This window comes from Tychonema sp. LEGE 06208, assembly GCF_015207505.1.
GTDB lineage: Bacteria > Cyanobacteriota > Cyanobacteriia > Cyanobacteriales > Microcoleaceae > Microcoleus.
This window is the reverse complement of the sequence record NZ_JADEWT010000127.1, coordinates 1-18,067: the sequence shown is the minus strand read 5'-3', so window position 1 is coordinate 18,067 and position 18,067 is coordinate 1. Positions and strand designations below refer to the sequence as shown.

The 18,067-nt window shown below is 47.0% G+C and carries 14 protein-coding genes and 1 pseudogene; 4 read left to right on the top strand and 11 right to left on the bottom strand.

Translation table 11 applies throughout. The features are described 5' to 3' along the window. Positions 1 to 53: 53 nt before the first annotated feature. Positions 54 to 737, bottom strand: a complete 684-nt coding sequence (locus IQ263_RS24330) for a J domain-containing protein (protein WP_194070700.1) — start codon at positions 735 to 737, stop codon at positions 54 to 56. 158 nt (positions 738 to 895) lie between these two features. Here IQ263_RS24330 and IQ263_RS24325 point away from each other — a divergent pair, with 158 nt between their 5' ends. Continuing rightward, positions 896 to 1,087 carry a hypothetical protein gene (locus IQ263_RS24325; RefSeq protein WP_194070699.1) on the top strand — a complete coding sequence of 64 codons (192 nt, stop codon included), beginning with the start codon at positions 896 to 898 and terminating at the stop codon, positions 1,085 to 1,087. A 30-nt stretch (positions 1,088 to 1,117) separates the two neighbouring features. On the opposite strand, the gene cysK is transcribed toward IQ263_RS24325, so the two are convergent. The 6 genes from cysK to IQ263_RS24295 form a co-directional block, all read right to left on the bottom strand. Further along, on the bottom strand, positions 1,118 to 2,080 hold the full coding sequence (gene cysK / locus IQ263_RS24320; protein WP_194070698.1) for a cysteine synthase A: 963 nt from the start codon (positions 2,078 to 2,080) through the stop codon (positions 1,118 to 1,120). 54 nt (positions 2,081 to 2,134) lie between these two features. After that, positions 2,135 to 2,575 carry an Rrf2 family transcriptional regulator gene (locus tag IQ263_RS24315; RefSeq protein WP_194070697.1) on the bottom strand — a complete coding sequence of 147 codons (441 nt, stop codon included), beginning with the start codon at positions 2,573 to 2,575 and terminating at the stop codon, positions 2,135 to 2,137. A 216-nt stretch (positions 2,576 to 2,791) separates the two neighbouring features. Continuing rightward, the gene (locus IQ263_RS24310) at positions 2,792 to 3,631 is read right to left on the bottom strand and encodes a hypothetical protein (protein WP_194070696.1); all 840 of its coding nucleotides are present in this window, start codon (positions 3,629 to 3,631) and stop codon (positions 2,792 to 2,794) included. A 186-nt stretch (positions 3,632 to 3,817) separates the two neighbouring features. Next, positions 3,818 to 4,153: a hypothetical protein gene (locus IQ263_RS24305; RefSeq protein WP_228050321.1), complete on the bottom strand. Its 336-nt coding sequence runs from the start codon at positions 4,151 to 4,153 to the stop codon at positions 3,818 to 3,820. Positions 4,154 to 4,450: 297 nt separating this feature from the next. Beyond that, positions 4,451 to 5,287: a hypothetical protein gene (locus tag IQ263_RS24300; RefSeq protein ID WP_194070695.1), complete on the bottom strand. Its 837-nt coding sequence runs from the start codon at positions 5,285 to 5,287 to the stop codon at positions 4,451 to 4,453. Between the two features lie 15 nt (positions 5,288 to 5,302). Then, positions 5,303 to 9,982: an Ig-like domain-containing protein gene (locus IQ263_RS24295; RefSeq protein WP_194070694.1), complete on the bottom strand. Its 4,680-nt coding sequence runs from the start codon at positions 9,980 to 9,982 to the stop codon at positions 5,303 to 5,305. A gap of 176 nt (positions 9,983 to 10,158) precedes the next feature. Here IQ263_RS24295 and IQ263_RS24290 point away from each other — a divergent pair, with 176 nt between their 5' ends. Together IQ263_RS24290 and IQ263_RS24285 are read left to right on the top strand one after the other, a co-directional pair. Further along, a complete protein-coding gene (locus IQ263_RS24290; RefSeq protein ID WP_194070693.1) occupies positions 10,159 to 11,442 on the top strand; it encodes a M50 family metallopeptidase in 1,284 nt (427 codons plus the stop codon). A gap of 50 nt (positions 11,443 to 11,492) precedes the next feature. Further along, positions 11,493 to 12,191, top strand: coding sequence for a PEP-CTERM sorting domain-containing protein (locus IQ263_RS24285; protein ID WP_194070692.1), 699 nt, complete (start codon positions 11,493 to 11,495; stop codon positions 12,189 to 12,191). 245 nt (positions 12,192 to 12,436) lie between these two features. On the opposite strand, the gene IQ263_RS24280 is transcribed toward IQ263_RS24285, so the two are convergent. The 3 genes from IQ263_RS24280 to IQ263_RS24270 all read right to left on the bottom strand — a co-directional run bounded on the left by IQ263_RS24280 (position 12,437) and on the right by IQ263_RS24270 (position 17,013). Beyond that, positions 12,437 to 14,632 carry an iron uptake porin gene (locus tag IQ263_RS24280; RefSeq protein WP_194070691.1) on the bottom strand — a complete coding sequence of 732 codons (2,196 nt, stop codon included), beginning with the start codon at positions 14,630 to 14,632 and terminating at the stop codon, positions 12,437 to 12,439. 291 nt (positions 14,633 to 14,923) lie between these two features. Next, on the bottom strand, positions 14,924 to 16,570 hold the full coding sequence (locus IQ263_RS24275) for an HD family phosphohydrolase (protein ID WP_194070690.1): 1,647 nt from the start codon (positions 16,568 to 16,570) through the stop codon (positions 14,924 to 14,926). Between the two features lie 161 nt (positions 16,571 to 16,731). After that, positions 16,732 to 17,013: a 4a-hydroxytetrahydrobiopterin dehydratase gene (locus tag IQ263_RS24270; RefSeq protein WP_194070689.1), complete on the bottom strand. Its 282-nt coding sequence runs from the start codon at positions 17,011 to 17,013 to the stop codon at positions 16,732 to 16,734. 499 nt (positions 17,014 to 17,512) lie between these two features. Here IQ263_RS24270 and IQ263_RS24265 point away from each other — a divergent pair, with 499 nt between their 5' ends. After that, the gene (locus IQ263_RS24265; RefSeq protein WP_194070688.1) at positions 17,513 to 17,713 is read left to right on the top strand and encodes a hypothetical protein; all 201 of its coding nucleotides are present in this window, start codon (positions 17,513 to 17,515) and stop codon (positions 17,711 to 17,713) included. A gap of 67 nt (positions 17,714 to 17,780) precedes the next feature. On the opposite strand, the pseudogene IQ263_RS24260 reads toward IQ263_RS24265, so the two are convergent. Continuing rightward, a pseudogene (locus IQ263_RS24260) lies at positions 17,781 to 18,067 on the bottom strand (photosystem II D2 protein (photosystem q(a) protein)); the annotation flags it as partial.

Sequence of the window (18,067 nt, the reverse complement as noted above, 5' to 3'; positions counted from 1 at the left end):
CTCTCCCCCTCTCCCTCTCCCATTCTCCCCCTCTCCCATTCTCCTTCAACTAACTAAGTTCTCATTTTTAATTCATCCTGTGCTTCCCGTCGTAGTTTAGAGGCAATTCTAAACAGTTCTTGACCTGTGTGTAAGTGGCGATAGTCATAATTGAGGGTAAATAAATGCAATTCTTCTATGCCATCGCCGACTTGATTGATACAATAGTAAAGATGGGCTGCTACTCCGGCTAGATTAGATGGATTGGGCATCGATCTAAGACTGTTATGAGCTTTTTCAAGAAATTCGCGACTGGTATCGATATAGGCTTGAAACTTTTCTATCAGTTCGTCATCGAACGGATCTGCTGACAATTCGTTTATTTCCTTTTTCAGCGGCTTCAAAATGTTGTTGAGCATTCTATTGACTGGTTTATATACTTTAATCAGCCACTGTTCCATTTGTTCGTCGGCATCCCGCGCTGTTTGTTGTCGCTGGCGGCTGAAGTTGGACGTGCTGGGCGATCGCAATTCTTCGCTTTCTGGGGAAATTTGGCGATCGTAGGATTGTCTTTGCTTGGCATCTCCTAATATTTCATAGGCTGCATTGAGGCGGATAATTTCTTCGTGACCAGCTATTTTACTCTGGCTGTCTGGATGAAATAATTTGACTAAACGGCGGTATGCTTGTTTAATCTCGGCTTGTGTTGCTGTTGGGCTAATTTTTAGGGTTTTGTAGTGATTGCTAACGGAAGACACGCTCTTATTTCCTTGAAATCTAGATAATCTGCGAAAAAGTGCTTGACAAAAATATCATTTTTTGCTAAAGTATTAGTTATTTATTTGATATAAATGTCAAAAGTTGTCGGTAAAAAACTTTTGTTTTCAAATTATTATAAATCGATTTTATAAAAATATTGAGTCTTGAAAAAGTTCGCAGCATCCGACTTTGGTCTTCTCTTGACGGATTTGTGTTAAACAGGACTTGCATTCCTCTGACTGGCACAATTGCGATCGCCGACAATATTCTTTCTGCAAATTTGATATTAATCAGGACTTGCATTCCTCACTACAAACAACAGCAGGGCGTAAACTCTACGCCCTGCTAAAAGTTGCTGCGACTTGCGCCGGAAGCTGATTTAGTTGACAGCCACCGCTAGATTGAGTTCTGGATCTTGGAACAAGGGAGTGCTCAGATAGCGTTCGCCAAAGCTAGGCTGAATCATCACGATCAATTTCCCGGCATTTTCTGGACGCTTGCCGACTTTTAAGGCCGCACAGAGTGCCGCACCGCTGGAAATACCCGACAAAAGTCCTTCTTCTCTAGCTAGGCGACGCCCGTAGGCGATCGCCTCGTCATCGGTAACAATTATCACCTCGTCGATCGCCTCCACATTCAGCACCGGCGGCACAAAACCCGCACCAATACCTTGAATTTTGTGAGGCCCGGGCTTTCCGCCCGACAGTACCTGACTGTTGGCCGGCTCAACGGCGATCGCCTTAAACTCGGGTTTCCGCGACTTCAGTAGCTCTGCAACACCCGTAATCGTGCCGCCAGTGCCGACTCCAGAAATCAGGAAATCCACCTCACCGTCGGTATCTGCCCAAATTTCCTCAGCCGTTGTCGAACGGTGAATCTCCGGGTTGGCTGGATTCCGAAACTGCTGCAACATATACGCATCGGGAGTTTGGTCCACAATCTCTTGAGCGCGGCGGATGCAGCCGCTCATGCCCTCAATGCCGGGAGTCAGTTCTAGTTGGGCTCCGTAAGCTCGCAGCATCGATCGGCGTTCCGTACTCATCGTATCGGGCATTGTCAAAATCAACTGGTAGCCCTTCGCCGCCGCCACCATTGCCAAAGCAATTCCGGTATTGCCAGAAGTCGGTTCCACTAAAACCGTTTTTCCTGGAGTAATCAGCCCTTCGGCCTCGGCTTGATTGACCATATTCACACCAATCCGGTCTTTTACCGATGCTGCCGGATTCATGCCTTCGAGTTTGACCACGATTCGAGCCAAGCAGCCTTCGGCTTGGGGAATGCGGTTGAGTTGCACCAGGGGTGTGTGTCCGACCAATTCTGTAATGTCGCCAGCAATACGCATAATCTTTGTCTGTTTGTTGAGAGTAAATTGTTAATTGCTCGTTGGCAATAGTAACTAGATGTAATACATGATATCGAGCTGTCGCCTGCCATTGCGCTTTTCGCACAGATCCTGTAGCGTATATTTTTGCAAAACCGAGTTGGCAGTCGATCGCGCTTCTTGCCAAACTTCCCAAATTACAGCACTTTCTACCGTTTGAGCCGGCGAGTCTTTTTGGGAGCGATCTAATTCTGAGCCTTCGAGACAGTTAATAATTTCCAGCAATGTAATTTTCCACGGTTCCCTGGCCAAGATATAACCGCCCTTAGCTCCTCGCTGGCTGCGAATCAGCCCGCAGCGTCTCATTGTAGCCAGTAACTGTTCTAAATATCGATCGGGAATATTTTGCTGAGCCGCTATCTGGCGAATTTGCAGAGGCTCGCCTTCTGAGTAGCAATCAGCCAGTTCCAGCAAAGCCAAGATTGCGTATTCGCTTTTACACGAGAGTTCTACCATAATTGCACTTGAAAGTTCCAGAATTCTCAACTCCGAAGTCAGATTTTAGAATCATTCTCAATTTTGAGTTCCAAATTCTCACTCCTCACTTTTGATTATACCCCGGTTCTCCACTGGAGTTTACTGACTTTCATAAATTCATTGCAAAAGAGGCTCGCAGGGCGATCGTATGTATCGCTCATTAATCCACAGTCTTATCAGGAGTGGTGGCTTCCGTCAAGCACTCTCATCTACAGTAGAAAAGTCAAGTAATGATGGAACATCAAAGCAGGGAAGTTCAACTTGCAAATACTTATCTCCACACAGATTCTCTGGCTTACCATATCTACTCATAGTCCGAGCTTGAATCTCCGCCCACATCGCCACTTCTGAACGTTCCGTGTCATTGAGTTTAGAAGCAATTGTTTGCAAAGCTTTCAACGTCAGCGATCGATCGATTACCTGAGATAGCATCAACTCTTCATAACAATGCTCCATATATTCGTATGGAATCTGCTCGTATGGGGGGGGCGGAGCGACACGCTTCAAAGCGTCTTTAATCTCGGTTCTGCGAGCGAAATTTACCAGTTCAGCAATCTCTGGTAATATTGGCACTAAGAGGGCGGGTGGAGGAACTTTTCTATGATATCGACGGGAATTTGGCGAAATATAGGCATACCTAAGAGTAATTCCCCACACTGTCATCGCTTTTTCGGCTTCAGGACAGAAGAAGTGAAACCTGACCCATTTCTCTAAATCAATTGCCACATTCCGTCCCATCTGCTGTGCTAGCAGCGACAACGCCTTCGTGACTACCTGCCGTACCAGTTCGCCCCTCTCCCCGTCTGGACTTCCTGTCCAATCCCTCATGCGATTGTGAGTCTCATCCTCAATAACAGCCTGGGTATAAATGGACTCCCAGATAGACGGTTGCTCTAGTAGGGCATTTGGCAATCCCACCAGCGGTAGAAAAGGAGCAGCCCAAGGTAGAGTTGGTAAAGACAAAACCTTAAAATATTCTCCGCTTTCCCCATATTTCCAAGAAAAATCAAGTTCCAAACTGTTCTGTTTTGTCATAAATAATAGTGTCTATAAAGACATCACGCAATACTAACCCCAGCAGCTTTGCAATTACTTCCAATGCGATCGTAACAGCTCCTGCTACCCCCTTTTAACAGCAGAGTAATAATTTCCTGACTAAAAGTTTTATTCGTAGTAATAATCTCCTGACTAAAAATTTTATTCGTAAATTTGATAGGCATCTCAGGGATTCAACTGACGCACAACAGCTTCAAGAACTTCTAGATTCCAATTGCGATCTTCTGGGGAAATCACCACAACTTCAAAACCATACTTTTTCCCTTCCAATCTTACTCCTTCAGAATCGTCTATATGCAGATCGATACCAAAGGCTTTAGGGTTCTTACTTGGTCGATCGTAGCCTGAATAGCGACGTAGATAGGCATTATGGACAGTCTGATTAATAACCCCTGCTACATGAATGCCATAACAACGCAACCACAAGCGGATCAAACAAGGGGAACGATACGAAGATGTGTAAATCCATATTTCACACCCGTATTGCTTCAATTCTTTCATCAATTTGCATGACCCTAGCCGCAACGGTTCATTAATCCACGGATTGAAAAAAAAATGGTATCCGATTGGGTTCACATGGAACCTGTTCCCCGCAAATAAGGGTATCATCAAGATCGAATGAAATTCGCATTAGTTTCCTTTATTAAAGATTCCAACGCGCGTTCCTTACTCATGGTTCTGTTTACCTCTAATGATGAGTAAAATGAGATGCGATCGCTAATTATTTTAGTTGATTGACTGCACATTATATTAAGTAGCGATCGTTAATCTACGGCCTTATCCTCGTGGTGGCTTCCGTCAAGCACTCTCATCTAAAGTAGAAAAATCAAGTAATGATGGAACATCAAAGCAGGGAAGTTCAACTTGCAAATACTTATCTCCACACAGATTCTCTGGCTTACCATCTCTATACATAATCAGAGCTTGAGCCTGCGCCCACGTTACCACTTCTGAACGTTCCGTGTCATTGAGTCTAGAGGCAATTGTTTGCAAAGCTTTCAAAGTCAGCGCTTGATCGAGTACCACCGAAATCATGGTCATTTCATAACAATGTTCCATATATTCGTAGGGAATCTGCTCGTATGGAGGTGGTGGGGCAACACGCTCCAAAGCATGATTGATCTCGGTTCTGCGATCTAAATCCACCAATTCCTGAATTTCTGGCAATATCGGCACTAAGACGGCGGGTGGAGGAATTTTTCTCTGATACTTACGGGAATTTGGCGAAAAATAGGCAATCCGAAGAGTTCTTTCCCACTCTCTCATCGCTCTTTTGGCTTCAAGACAGAAGAAGTGAAACCTGACCCATTTCTCTAAATCAATTGCCACATTCCGTCCCATCTGCTGTGCTAGCAGGGGCAACGCCTTCACAATTACCTGCCGTACAAGCTCGCCTCGCTCCCCATGTGTGCCTGTCCAATCCCTCATACGATAGCGAGTCTTATGCTCAATAAAAGCCTGGGTATAAATTGACTCCCATATAGATGGTTGCTCTAATAGAGCATTTGGCAATCCCAGCAACGGTAGGAAAGGAGCCGCCCACGGTAAAGTGGGTAAAGACAAAGCTTCCAAATACTCCGAGCTTTCCCCATCTTTCCAAGAAAAATCAAGTTCCAAACAGTTTTGTTTTGTCATAAATGATCGTGTCTATCAAGGCCTAAAACGTAAGTCTAACCCTAGAAGCCTTGCAATTACTTCCAGTGCGATCAGAACAGCTCCGCCTACCCCCGCTGCTACCCATAAAGCACCGTCTCTTACCTGTGCGCCAAGCTCATTTGCCCGTGCCAGTAAGGTACTTCGGTTTCTGATATCTGGCTCTTCAGGAGGTTGTTTTTGACTATACTCCAAAGCTTGGTCATAGGCATCCTGCATTGTAGACCCGCCGTATCCATCCGGATCATAATCATCACAATTGTCCATTTCTTCACGTTCCTTGAGCAATTTTTTTAAATCATCTTTCACTTCATTGTACTTCTTTATATGTCCCTTCCAAGAACCCGGGTCGCCAGTCACTGTAGTCCGGCGACCTGATAAGGGAGGAATTCGCGGGACTGGAGGATCGGTAATTTCATAACGCCGATTAAAAAGATCCTGATCGTCTAAGCGCAGATCGTCGAAGCGTTTTTTCAACTCTTTACCAAGAGCTATAATTTTCTCTATGAGTGTTAAGCATGGATCATCGGGAGCAGCAGCAATCAACCCCAAAGGATTACCACCGATCGCAATCACAGCCGGAATAGCACCTGTTGGTATGATATTCGGATTAAACTTCTCAACAGCCCGCGTTGTCAAAGCGTAAGCAGGATTTTCAACAGTCTTAATAATTTCCTCCACATCAAAGACGTAAGCATTTCCACCACCACTGAGAGTAGGATAAGAACCAATCAGATACTTCCCATCACCAGAAAGAGCCACATTATTAGTTAAACTCCCCGGCACCGGTTCAGTAGCAGCAACTAATTTCGGATTTGGCCCCAACGGATCTTTAATAATCCCAATATTTCCCCCCGCCAGCGGATTGGCATCAAGTTCAAGGATTTTTTTACTGTTACGACCCGCCACAAACGCATACTTTCCATCAGCCGTCACCGTTACAGCCACCCCCTCATTCACCTCAAAGACATTGTTATTATCAGTCAGGGTTAAATTCGTGTAGAGAGTTGTGGGAGCCAAATTGAGAGGGTTATCACTCACCGTCAGCACCCCAAAACCGCTTCCGTCTGTGTTCGGGTTACCATTGGTAAAAACCATTTTGAGCGGGTCAGGAGTTGCAGCCAACCCCCAAGCCCCTGTAGGAGTCAAAACCTTTCCAATTTGCTCCCACCACTTCCGAGGATTAGAATTCGGCACCCTAGGCTGGTCTTCTGGGTCAATATTCACAGCGTAAATATAACCATCAGCCGCAGTAGCGAACAGCTTGCGCCCGTCACTGCTAATAGCAATCTGGCGTAGCCCTGACTTCGCATCAACTGAGATAGTCTGGACAACTTGGTTATAGCTAGCCGAGTCAGGATTGACATCCAGAACATAGATGCTTCCCCGCCCCGAGTCCGCGATGTAAGCATAATTATTCCAGCGGTCAATAGATATCGCCCCAGGAGACGCACCACTGGGCAAATTAATATCATCGACATCTGCTGTCGAAGCATCAGCATCCACCTCCCGTCGCGCCAGCAAATCAACCACAGCCACCCGCCCCGTCCTCTCCAAAGGTACATAAGCGCGAGTCGCATTACTCGTGACAGCTAACTGTCCCGGACGGTCTAACAAAGTTGTCCCCAATGTCCCCACCGACAAATCCTTGGGAGGCTTCTGTTGCGGGTCCGACGGACTCTGAACTGAACTCAGGGCATCAATTACCCTAATTTTGTCAGCACTCCGCTGTGCTACCAGTATCAAATCTGAAAATACAGGCTCTAACTGAAGGTCTTCAAAACTCGAACGCTTGACCACATCAGAATCAAGAGGGCCTGGACCAAAACGCTCTTTCTGCTGCCGCGACAGTACAATTTCCGACTCGCCCAGAGGTACGCTGATAGGAGCTTTTACCGCCACTTTATAGCGGTTTTCTCCAAGTGCGCTGCTGAGTCCCGGCACAACAGTACCAAAGTAATTCTTACCTCCCACTTTGAAGTCAACATTCAAATCCCCGAAACTCGCGCCCAGATTGCCGTTGAGTCCATTGAGGAAATTGCTGCCTGTCAAGAATATCACAGGCTCGCTGTTGGAGAACTCCAGTTGGGCCGACTCCAGCGACGGCGGTTCTAGGGGAACTGCTAGCCCAGTGTCGGGCCCATTGAGAACTGCCGAGACTTTCGGAACTCCTTCTGTATTCAGTTGTACCTGAGCCGTAGTGACGACAGTTTCCCCAACTTTGGGAATTCCGATCATTTCCAGCGGCTTGTTTGAAGATTGCGCCAAGTAAGCTAATAGTGATGTTGTCGCCTCGAATTGATTTTCTGTGGCGGAGACTGCACCAATTCCACCCGTTTGTGCTCCTAAATAGCTATTCTCAAAGTTGAGGTTAGTCGAAAGGTTGATGAGTCCAGAATTAGCCTTTGTGCCTGCCTTAACAATTGAACTGACTGATGGCATTCCTGCGGGCAATAATCCAATTGTATAAGTACCGCTTTCAGTAACTCCTGGAAAAGGTGGCGAAGTGGTGCGAATCATTCCGTCTGCACCGACTACCCCTGATTCCTGTATCAGCCAAGTATCGTTCCAGCTATCAGCAGCGTTCGGTAGCGACCCCTTCCGCATAAATAAAACTTCGGTGCCGATTGGTACGCCAACTGGGGCGGGAATTGCCAATTGGACGGGTATATTCAAGGGGGTGTTCCCCAAGTCCAAATTGAATCCCCCAGCAAACTCCATGCTGTCGGGGAATGGCAGTGGCAGTGAAGCGCTGCTTAACGACGTGATGCTAACTGTTGTATCTTGCTTTAAAGCAGTAGGAGCTACCATTACTGTTGAGCCGTCGCTGCTTTGCACTACTCCGCCATCAACTCCCAAAATAGCAGGGCCCATCAAAGGCGTTTTTACCCGCACTGGAACTACCTTTTCTGCTGCTCCGTCAATGACGGTGACGCTGGCAATTCCTTCACCTACAGCAGTAATTACGCCGTCTGAATTCACTTGCAATACATTGGGGTTGCTGACGAAGTAGCGAGTGCCAGTAGAGCCAAATTTCAGGTCTGGAGAGTCAGTAAGACCTTCAATTCCTACCAGTAATGAGCGCTTTACTCCTGTTGTTAATGTTACTGCTTGCGGGTAAACATCCAAACCGTAAATCTCTGCCAGTAGCGCATTCCACTCGTCATCGCTGGCAGGAATTGGCAGTTCGCCTACTCGCGCCGCAGTCACGGCTTGAATGTTGTTGTGAGAGGCGCTAAAAATTGAAGTTCCGTCAGCTAAACCTGTCACTTTCCCGAAAGCGTCAATGGGTGCTACACCTGGATTTAACGAAGTGTATGTTAAGTAAGAATCTGGCAGCACTACACCTTTTTGGTCGGCAAAGTCGCCTAGCACTATCAATTCTGTACTGTCTCCAGCATCAAGCTGAGGGTTGCGATTGGCGAAATCCAAAGAAATCAGCGGGGCTCCGCTGACGTTAACTGTTACTTTGGCTGGTACTCCCCAGTTATAGCCGTCGCTGGCCGCCAATTCAAAGCTGGCAATACCTGAGAATCCTGGTGCGGGTTTGAAGGTAGCGGTTTTAGTAATAGAATCGAACAGCACCGTACCGTTAACTGGATTGAGTGCGTTGTAGGAGATGGAGTCGCCTTCGGGGTCTGTTGCTTTACCGATTAAGGGTATGACTGTCTCCAATTCTGCATGGGTACTGGTTGAGAATGGCGAGGTGACAGGCGGCTTATTGGCAATGAAGCCGAAGTTGCTGTTGAGGAGAGTTTGGTCTACTGAGTTGATGATTCCATCGCGGTTGATGTCGAGGTCAATTGTATAACCGGGGTCTGTTGCTGTGAGGCCTAGAGCGTTATCTAGCAGTTGTCTGTCTGTTGTATCAACTCGGCCGTCGCTGTTGATATCGCCTGCTACGTTCAGTTTTAGAGTGTATGCAACCCTCGATGCGCTGTTGATATTAAGCAGGTTTAAGCCAGAACGATTGATGGAAAATAGGGAATAGTTACTATTTGTATTGGTTGATGTGAGAATTGGTGTGAGTTTATCTATTTCTGGTAGTTCAGGTAGTCCTTGACTGCCGTCTTTTGATTCGACTGAAATCCCGACGAGTACAGTGTCCGAAACTGTGGAATTGAGTTCGGAATTGGTGATGTTAAAGGTGTATTGGTTAGCTTTCCCTGTTTCGTTATTACCTGATGCTGTTTTGGCTGTAAATGTGTAAGCGCCACCTAAATCGGTAGGTACTTTATTATTGGTTCCAGGCGGATCGACGGGCAGTATAATTGGGGGCGGCAGCGTATCAAAAGCTCCTTGAATGTTAGGCCCTGGTGTTGGTGTTGGTGGTTGATGCAAGCCCAATGGGTCAAAGTCAATAATCGGTGGCAAGTCGCCATCGGGGGAAGTTGGGCAAGTACCCGCACCGCTATCTGCAAATAAGTGTAAATTTGTCGCGTGGGCTAGGGTGTGATGAAATTTTTGGGCCCAGTCTGAAAGGTCAAAACTTAGAAAACTTAGAGAGTTGAGAATCTGATGCAGGGCGTCATGGTCATCGACACCACCGGGGACTAGGGCGCTGGGGGTGATGATTCGTTCCAAGATGAATGTCTTTTGCGGGCGACGAGTTTTTGGGGGAGAGTTCTCAACCCCTTTATTTTTGCGGACTTGAAAGCCTTTTGAATGCCAACCCATACACTTAAGCCCCCGTTTAGTAGTGACCTTGAAAATCCAGGCAGTTAATTGAGTATATTAGTTAACTACGTAAATTTGAAAATTCGCTAATTAAACAGTACCATGTAAATCATGCAGCGATCGCAAGTTGTAAACACAATCTTGCTTTGGGTATTAATCAATACAAAGTCGGTTCTATGTATAGCAAAATACAAATTGCTGACATTGCCAATGTTTTTCTGTGCAGCCTACAATTTATAACTCCCAACATCATCCAAAATGGTGAAAAATTTGCACGCATAGAAAGTCAAGAAAAATTGTGCCCCGACTTAACTAGGGAAAAGGAGAAATCTATATCTCAAAATCCGAGTGAAGATTCTCGAACAATTTTTTCTGGCCCAAAACTCAAATCAACGGTACAGTGGATACCGCACCCAGACGGCTATTGGATACTCCGCAACTCCGAAGGCGTAACTTGCTTGCAAGTTGACATTTCTGACAAAGAGGTAGTGTCACAGTTTGGCTTCCAGCCGATCGGCGATATCGCATCGGAATATGACATTACTTTGGAGGATTTGCAATACTTGCTGCGGATGCTAGCAGAAACGGGAATGTTAGAGGGCACCCAACCTCAAAAACCACCCCCAAACAGATTCAACATTCAGCAATTATTGTCTTTCCAAATTCCCCTGTTCAATCCCGATGCTTGGCTAACCAAACACACAGCTAAACTCCGCTGGATTTGGACGTGGCAATTGAGCTTTTTTCTGTGTGTTTTAATCGGTGCTTCTCTGGCTGTATGGCTGGCTTTGGGTGACGAGGTTTCTGCTTCCAATCAACAGGTTTGGGCAACAGGGGAATTTACAACTCTGGTAACATTTGTGCTACTGATTATGCTAGTAGTTGGTCTGCACGAATTAGGTCACGCTTTTACTTTGAAGCATTACGGCGGTGTTGTCCCAGAAATGGGGCTGCTGTTTTTGTGCTTGATACCGGGCTGCTATACAGATACCACAGATCAGTACAGTTTAGTGAGGCGGAAGCAGCGCGTTTTTGTAGTAGCAGCAGGCGTGTTGGTGCAGGTGGCTATCTGGGCTTTTTCGGTTTGGGTTTGGGTTTTGTCTAAGCCTAACCCTGGTTGGCATTTTGCTAGCTATTTGCTGATGGTAGCTACGCTTGTAACTGTAGTTTTTAACCTCAACCCTTTGAATAAGTTTGATGGCTATTATTTGCTAGTTGCTTTGACTGGGATTAACAATTTGCGATCGAGGTCTTTTCAATTTTACGCTCGTTTGCTGCGGCGAGAACAGATTTGGGAAGAGCCTTCAGACTGCTGGACTTTGGCTGCTTATGCTCCTTTTTGCATAGCTTATACGGTCTGGGTTTTAAGTTATCTTTTCTCTATTGTTGTTCATTGGACGTTGAAAAATATGCCGAGGTTTATCGATTTTTCTAAGTTTTACCTGCTGTTTGGCAGTTAAACAGGACTTACGGATTGGAAAGATGAGTGATTATTTAGGAGTGTGTCGCAATGAACGGATATCAAAAGTTAGGAATAGCGGTTGTTTCTGGGGTTCTTAGCTTAGCTTTCCATGAGTTTACAATTCCTGTACAAGCTGCTGTTCTCACGCAAACTTATACGGTAAATTTGAACCAGCAGCCAGTTAATAGTACGCTGAATGGGGTGTTTCCTAAGTTTCATTCGCTGTTGGGGACGCTGTTAAAGGCTTATGTTACAGTTCAGTCAACGGTTAACAGGGAGATCGGTATTGTTCCTGCTAGCAATTTTACTGGTACGGCGGTAACGAACGCTCAGATTGCTGTGAATTTACCGAGTTTAAAAGCTGACCCCAATTTGGTTTTGAGTTTGTTTGCAAATCCGCCGGAAATGAGTATTGAATCGGGGGCGGCGGGGGCTAGAGGTGGGAGTGCGAGTGGTATTGTTTCAAGGAGTTACAGTTCGCCGCAGTCTCTAAATATGTTTAGTGGATGTGCGGGGGATTTAATTGCTGCTAGTATTGCGGCAATGGGTACTGTTAAAGTTTTAGGAACGCCTGGAACTGGAACTTACGCGGGCACAGTCGCGGCTGATTCAACACTTACTTTCACCTATGAGTACGAGTCTGAGTCTGAAACTGTGCCGGAACCTAGTACGATCGCAGGTGTTGGTTTAGCTTTTGGCTTGGGGTGCTGGTGGAAGAGGAAGGTGGGGAAAAAAGCTTTTAAATAAGATGTATAAGATGCGATCGCGCGATCGCTTCTTTGAGCAATTAGACTTTCGGGTTTTGGAGTCAGGTGAAGAAGGTGTCACCTTTAACGTTTAGCCCTCTGCAAAATAGGGGCTTCTCGCAAGTTTTTTGAAGGGATTAATTTCCTTATTCGTCCACCTCACAAAAAAGCCCTGCAATAAGCAGGGCTAAATTTGGCTAGAGTTGCAGAGATGGTATGACCCGTCCTGCCTCCTCTAATCGGCTCTTAGAACGTAAAAGTAGTTCTCAGAGTACCAATAATGATGTCATCGTTGCGATTGTTTTGATTGGGGTTAGTAATCCAAATTACGCCCGGAGTCACAGCAATGTTATCCGAAACCTTGAACTTGTAGAAACCTTCAAAGTGCCACGAAGTATCGTTTTTGAAGTTATCCAAATTGCCGGGAGCATCAAGTTTATCCAAGTAAGGCTCGCGACCTACCACAAAGCCCAGCAAGTTGCCTTCTTTTCCTAAATCAGGCAAAGCCAAGGTGACAGCGTAGTTCCAAATTTTCGCATCGCCGATGCCGAGAATGCGAGCATTCGTTAAACCACCCCAGCCGCCAATTATAAATCTCGGGCTGAGACGGAAAGAAGCCTGAGCGCCGTAGGAGTTGCTGACCACTTTGCGAGCCCGGAAACCGGGGAAGCCGTCACTCAAACCGTTGAGGGAATTAGCCACACCGGTACCAGTGAAACCGCCGAGATTATCGGGGCCGCTTCCCAAAGCATTGTCAAACCCGAAGTTACCTCGGCTAAAGTAACCGTGGTTGTAGTTGAAAGCAACTTGCAAGTTGCGTCCGGGGGTAAAAGTCAACTGTCCCATCGCGGCGTAGTCGCCGTTGAACAAGCCTGAACCCTTAGCAGGACTGGCTGCACTTGAGGCCAAATAGCCGAAGGACAGAGAAGTCGGGCCGAACACGCCGCCCAGCAAGCCCCTGCCACCGAAGGCATAGTCAAAGCCGATACCCGCACCGCCACCCAAGCGGTAAATCGGGTTGCGCTGTCCGAAGGCGCTCAGGGAGCCGTTGCCACCGTCATAGTCTTCAAAGTAAGGGTTGACAGTCGGCATAATGTCGTCCCAAACGCCAGCGTTAGCTGCCAAGGTAACGTTCAGGTTTTGACCTACAGGAAACTTGTATAGCAAGCTGTCTAGGGCAACAACGTTGTCGGTTCTGCCAACTACGTTCCAAGTTTGAGTGCCTTCGCTGGTAGCCCCAAGGTTAAATCTTTGACCGTTTCCGACTTGAAGCCTGGTAAGTAACAAGTCTCTGCCGGTAAAGCTGGTATTTAAGTTGAGACGTACCCGCTGTTGGAAGACGGTCTCATTGTTACCCTTGCCGATGATTCTGTCATTGCCTCTGCCAAACAAGCCATCGTTGCCGCCAAAGTCGTCGCTGAGGGCAAAAATTGCTTCCCCAGTCAGTTTGGTAGTAGTTGAGAATTGGTTGGCTTCGAGTTCGGATGTCCGAGCTTCGAGAGCATCGACGCGGCCGCGCAGGGTTGCCAGTTCTGCTGCAAATTCTTCTTGGAGCCGTTGGAGGGCTGCCAAGTCATCTTTCGTAGCTAAGTTGCCGCTGCCTGCTCTGATCAGCTCGCTAACCTTGTCTAAGCAAGCGTTTAAACCGGCTGCGAATTCGTAGCGGGTCATTGCCCGGTTGCCGCGGAAGGTGCCGTCGGGATACCCGGCAATACAGCCGTAGCGCTCGACTAGGGATTGCAGTGCTTGGAATGCCCAGTCTGTAGGCCGCACGTCAGAAAGTTGAGATACTGAGGTGACTTGACCTTGAGTTTCGCCACCTGCTGCACCTTCGCTGCTGTACTGATTGAGCTGCTCTAATGTGGCGGCTGGGTTTTGAGCTTGTGGTGCGACAGTTTGGGCTACAGGTTCAGCCTGTGCTGTTTGTTCTGCCGGGGCTGCCGCTGCCGGGGCGGTAGTTTCTAATTGAACTGCACCGAGGATCTCTGGGATAGCCGTAGCTGTCGGGGCTGGATTTTCTAGTTTCGCAGCCGCTGAATTTTCTAACGGTTGAGCGACTGTGGGTTCAACTGCTGCTAGAGATTCAGTTGCAGGTTTTGGTGCTGCCGCTTCGGGATTTTCCGCTGCGGGGGCTGTGTTGGCTGTGGCGATCGCGCTTTCTGTTGCAGCCGTGCCTGAAGCTGCAATCGCTGGCTCTGTTTCTATGCCAGCGGCTGGGGAATTTTCTGCGATTCGATCGGCTGCTGCGGTAGTTTCGTCAACCGCTGCTAAAGCATTGACTTTCGCTTCCGAGGTTTCAGCAGTTTCAGCTTTGGCAGCTTGAGGCTTGAGCGCATCAGCACCGGGCTGAGCGTTTGCTGCCATCGCGCTCGAAGAAACTACTAGGGTAGCTCCTAAGACTGCTGGGCTGATTAATAGGTAACTCCACAAAAATTTCGACATATTCACTCTCATCCTCACACCGATTACAGAGAAACTTTTCTAGTCTTCTATGCCGTCAGTAGTTGCTCCACTAGCATACTGCAAAAAAAGACCTAAAATTCACTTTTTCTTTTGATTCTTTTGGTCTGACTGAGTGTATGGATGCGATCGGCTGCTGCTGAGGGCGTATTTTTTACCCTGCCATCGACTGCCTCAAAACCTGACAAGACTTAGGCTGTCGATTGATTTGACTGCTTGCATCCAAAAGCCCGATCGCCTCTCTACTTTTTTAGCACAGCACGCCCTAGTCGTCTAGGCTGATGCGACTTTACCATCCAAGCTGTGTCCGAGGACGCTAAAGACTTGGCGGCAATCGAACAATTCTAACAAATCGGCGTTGATTTTGTTGTGAGCTGCTTCTTGCCGCAAAATTTTCATCGCTGCCTCTGTCTGCAGAGCTCGTTTGTAGGGACGATCGCCCGCTGTCAGGGCGTCGTAAATATCCGCGATCGTCATTAATTGCGCCTGAATTGGGATTTCAGAGTTTTTCAGTCCTCGCGGATAGCCGGTACCGTCGAGTTTTTCATGGTGTCCGTAGGCGATTTGGGGAACATTTTTTAAATCTTTTGTCCACGGAATTTGGCTGAGAAATTCGTAAGTGTGAGTTACGTGAGATTCTATTGCCGATCGTTCTTCCGCTGTCAGGTTGCCCCTCGACACCATCAATTGCACGATCTCGTCGGGAGTCAGCAGGGGTTTAACTGCCCCGTCGATATCTTTATAAGTTTGCCCAGAAATTTCTCGCAGTTGAGCTAAGGGTTCTTCTGCCAAAATGTGAGGTTCGTTGGCTTCGATCAGGATTTCCCAATATTGAGCCAATCTGGTTTTTACTTCTGCTAGTTTAGTGTCTAGCTTTTCTATTTGCTGGCATTGAACGCACTCTGGCTCTTCGCTGGGATGTTTTCGGTAGGCTGAATGCTCTAGCAAATATTTATATTTAGACTGGACGCATTCCATTTCCATTGTCCGCTGAGCTAAGCCAAAGCGGTGGCGGATGATTTCTAGCTGTGCGGGGTAGAGCTTTTTCTGTTTGGTCAAAACTGCTTCTGGCACTCCGATTTTACCAAAATCGTGCAGCAGGGCTGCGTAGCGAATTTCTTGAATTTGGCGGTTGTTAAAGTAGACGGAGCGCAGCCATCCGTTGCTGACGGCGTTTACTTCTTCTGACAGGCGCACTGTCAGGGCTGCTACTCGTTCTGAATGGCCGTAGGTACAGGGGTCTCTGGCTTCTATGACTTGCACGCTGGCTTTGACGAAGCCCTCGAACAAATGTTCTATACTTTCTTGGAGATGATTGCGCTCGATCGAGATTGCTGCTTGAGATGCGAGCGATCGAATTATTCTTTCTTCCCACAAAGAATACTGCTGCGTCGATTCCCAGGCATTCTCGGCTGTCAGCACCGTATCTGCCTTTGTTTTGCGATTGATCAGTTGCAGTATGCCGATTGTCTCGCCTTCTCTGTTTTGCATCGGTAACACCATTACCGAGCAAGTGCGGTAATTAATATCCCTGTCAAAACTGGTATCTAGCTGGTAAGGTACGGCTGGGGGTAAGTCGTAGGCATCCGACAGGTTCAAACTTTGACCTGTAATTGCTACGTAACCCGCCAAACTTTTGTCTGTCAGCGGCAGCGCAAACTCTTTAAACGACAGGCTCGGTTTAGAAGCGTTTTGGGCTACCTTGAACAGCAGCTTAGGTTTTTCGTCGCTGCGGTCTACTAAGTAAACGCTGCCCGCATCGCTGCTGGTAATTTCCCTACTTTTGGATAAAATTAAATTTAACAAACCGCCTAAATCTTGAGCGCTCGACAGAGCAGCGCCAATATCCAGAAGCTTTTCTATCAGCTCGGTTCTTTCAGCAGACTCGTTCAATAACTCTGGCTTTTCAAATACGATCATGGTCGGAGGATGGCGAACAGCCTTTTATACATTGGACTTTTTGCATCTCGACTTTCTCACACCCGATTTTAACCCAGAGTCGATTTTTTTATTGGCGAGCTTGTGGCGATTGTGGACTGTCGCTAGATGCAGCGGCTCCTGTCGGACAAAGCGGAACTGTTTTAATGTAGCGTAGAAATTTCTTGGGCTAGCGCAAAATCTTTTTCAGTTAACCCTCCGGCATCGTGAGTTGTCAAATTAACTGTTACTTTGTTGTAGGAGATTTTGATATCTGGGTGATGTCCTGCGGCTTCTGAGGGGGCGACCAATTTATTCACAAAGGCGATCGCTTCGATAAAATCTTTAAATAAACGGGTACATTGCAGTTGCTTGCCTTCAACTGTCCAGCCTGACAATTGACTAGCGCGCTCTTGAATTTCCGTCTTGTTAAGTAGGTCAGCCATATTTTTTTTGGTATTTTGGGATGAGTGTGGCATATTCACAGCCCACCTGCGGAAAATCCTACAAAAAACTATCCGCTCTCAAAAATAGTGTTGAGGCTCAAGTTTTAATACTCAAGATGTAACACTATTTATGAGAGCGGTCTAGCGGGTCTTCAGATTAGAACCTGACTGCCGGGAGAATCCCTAGCTCAGCCTGGTTCCCCGTGGAATTCGTTTCCCGTTGGAAACGACGGCTGACTGCTAGTGAGCGGCCCCGGCGCACAGCCGGTAGTTTCCAATCTGATGACCCATGCGTTTACTACTTTCTATCATGGGCATCACCTCCAAGTTTTACTAAATGGTTTATATTTGAACGCACCTGACCCAAATACAAGATTTGGTGTCAGGATTTGTGCGCTAGCTATTGCCAGCGTTACTGAAAGAACCTGCGTTCTGAGTATCATTCCAGCTATCACAATTACTATAATAACACAAGGAATTAGAACTGGGGGAATGCAAATTGATATTTTTGCCAGCTTTGGGCAAATTACTGCTGCTGCGAGGTTTTCGCTCGATCTTCGAGTTGCTAGCGGACGATCGAGCTATTGAACGGATTGCTCGGCTGTTGGGTTTGGTGTCAAGCGGGAAATGCGCGGCTTTGAAACAAAAAAAGCGAAACAAAAAAGCTCCCACCGATTGGTGGGAGCTTTTTCAACATTGAGGATAAAACCTAAATTGCTTTATCTTAATCCTTTGAGAATGTTGACTTTTTTGATAACTAGCGCTGATTACAGTGCGTTACCGCGAGGAAGAACTTCTTCTGGGAACATGAAGTTTTCGTGAGGTTGGTCGATCGGAGACATCCAAGCACGAATACCTTCGTTAATCAGAATATTCTTAGTGTAGAACGTTTCAAACTCAGGATCTTCAGCCGCGCGCAATTCTTGGGAAACGAAGTCATAGGCGCGCAGGTTTAATGCTAAACCAACGATGCCAATGGAGCTCATCCACAAGCCTGTGACAGGTACGAACAGCATGAAGAAGTGCAACCAACGCTTGTTGGAGAAGGCAATTC

What these genes read in the sequence shown, in the direction of transcription:
- IQ263_RS24270 (WP_194070689.1), bottom strand. Translation starts at nt 17,013, where the DNA reads ATGGCTGACCTACTTAACAAGACGGAAATTCAAGAGCGCGCTAGTCAA.
- IQ263_RS24315 (WP_194070697.1), bottom strand. Translation starts at nt 2,575, where the DNA reads ATGGTAGAACTCTCGTGTAAAAGCGAATACGCAATCTTGGCTTTGCTG.
- IQ263_RS24290 (WP_194070693.1), top strand. Translation starts at nt 10,159, where the DNA reads ATGTATAGCAAAATACAAATTGCTGACATTGCCAATGTTTTTCTGTGC.
- IQ263_RS24285 (WP_194070692.1), top strand. Translation starts at nt 11,493, where the DNA reads ATGAACGGATATCAAAAGTTAGGAATAGCGGTTGTTTCTGGGGTTCTT.
- IQ263_RS24310 (WP_194070696.1), bottom strand. Translation starts at nt 3,631, where the DNA reads ATGACAAAACAGAACAGTTTGGAACTTGATTTTTCTTGGAAATATGGG.
- IQ263_RS24280 (WP_194070691.1), bottom strand. Translation starts at nt 14,632, where the DNA reads ATGTCGAAATTTTTGTGGAGTTACCTATTAATCAGCCCAGCAGTCTTA.
- IQ263_RS24300 (WP_194070695.1), bottom strand. Translation starts at nt 5,287, where the DNA reads ATGACAAAACAAAACTGTTTGGAACTTGATTTTTCTTGGAAAGATGGG.
- IQ263_RS24305 (WP_228050321.1), bottom strand. Translation starts at nt 4,153, where the DNA reads ATGAAAGAATTGAAGCAATACGGGTGTGAAATATGGATTTACACATCT.
- cysK (WP_194070698.1), bottom strand. Translation starts at nt 2,080, where the DNA reads ATGCGTATTGCTGGCGACATTACAGAATTGGTCGGACACACACCCCTG.
- IQ263_RS24295 (WP_194070694.1), bottom strand. Translation starts at nt 9,982, where the DNA reads ATGGGTTGGCATTCAAAAGGCTTTCAAGTCCGCAAAAATAAAGGGGTT.
- IQ263_RS24275 (WP_194070690.1), bottom strand. Translation starts at nt 16,570, where the DNA reads ATGATCGTATTTGAAAAGCCAGAGTTATTGAACGAGTCTGCTGAAAGA.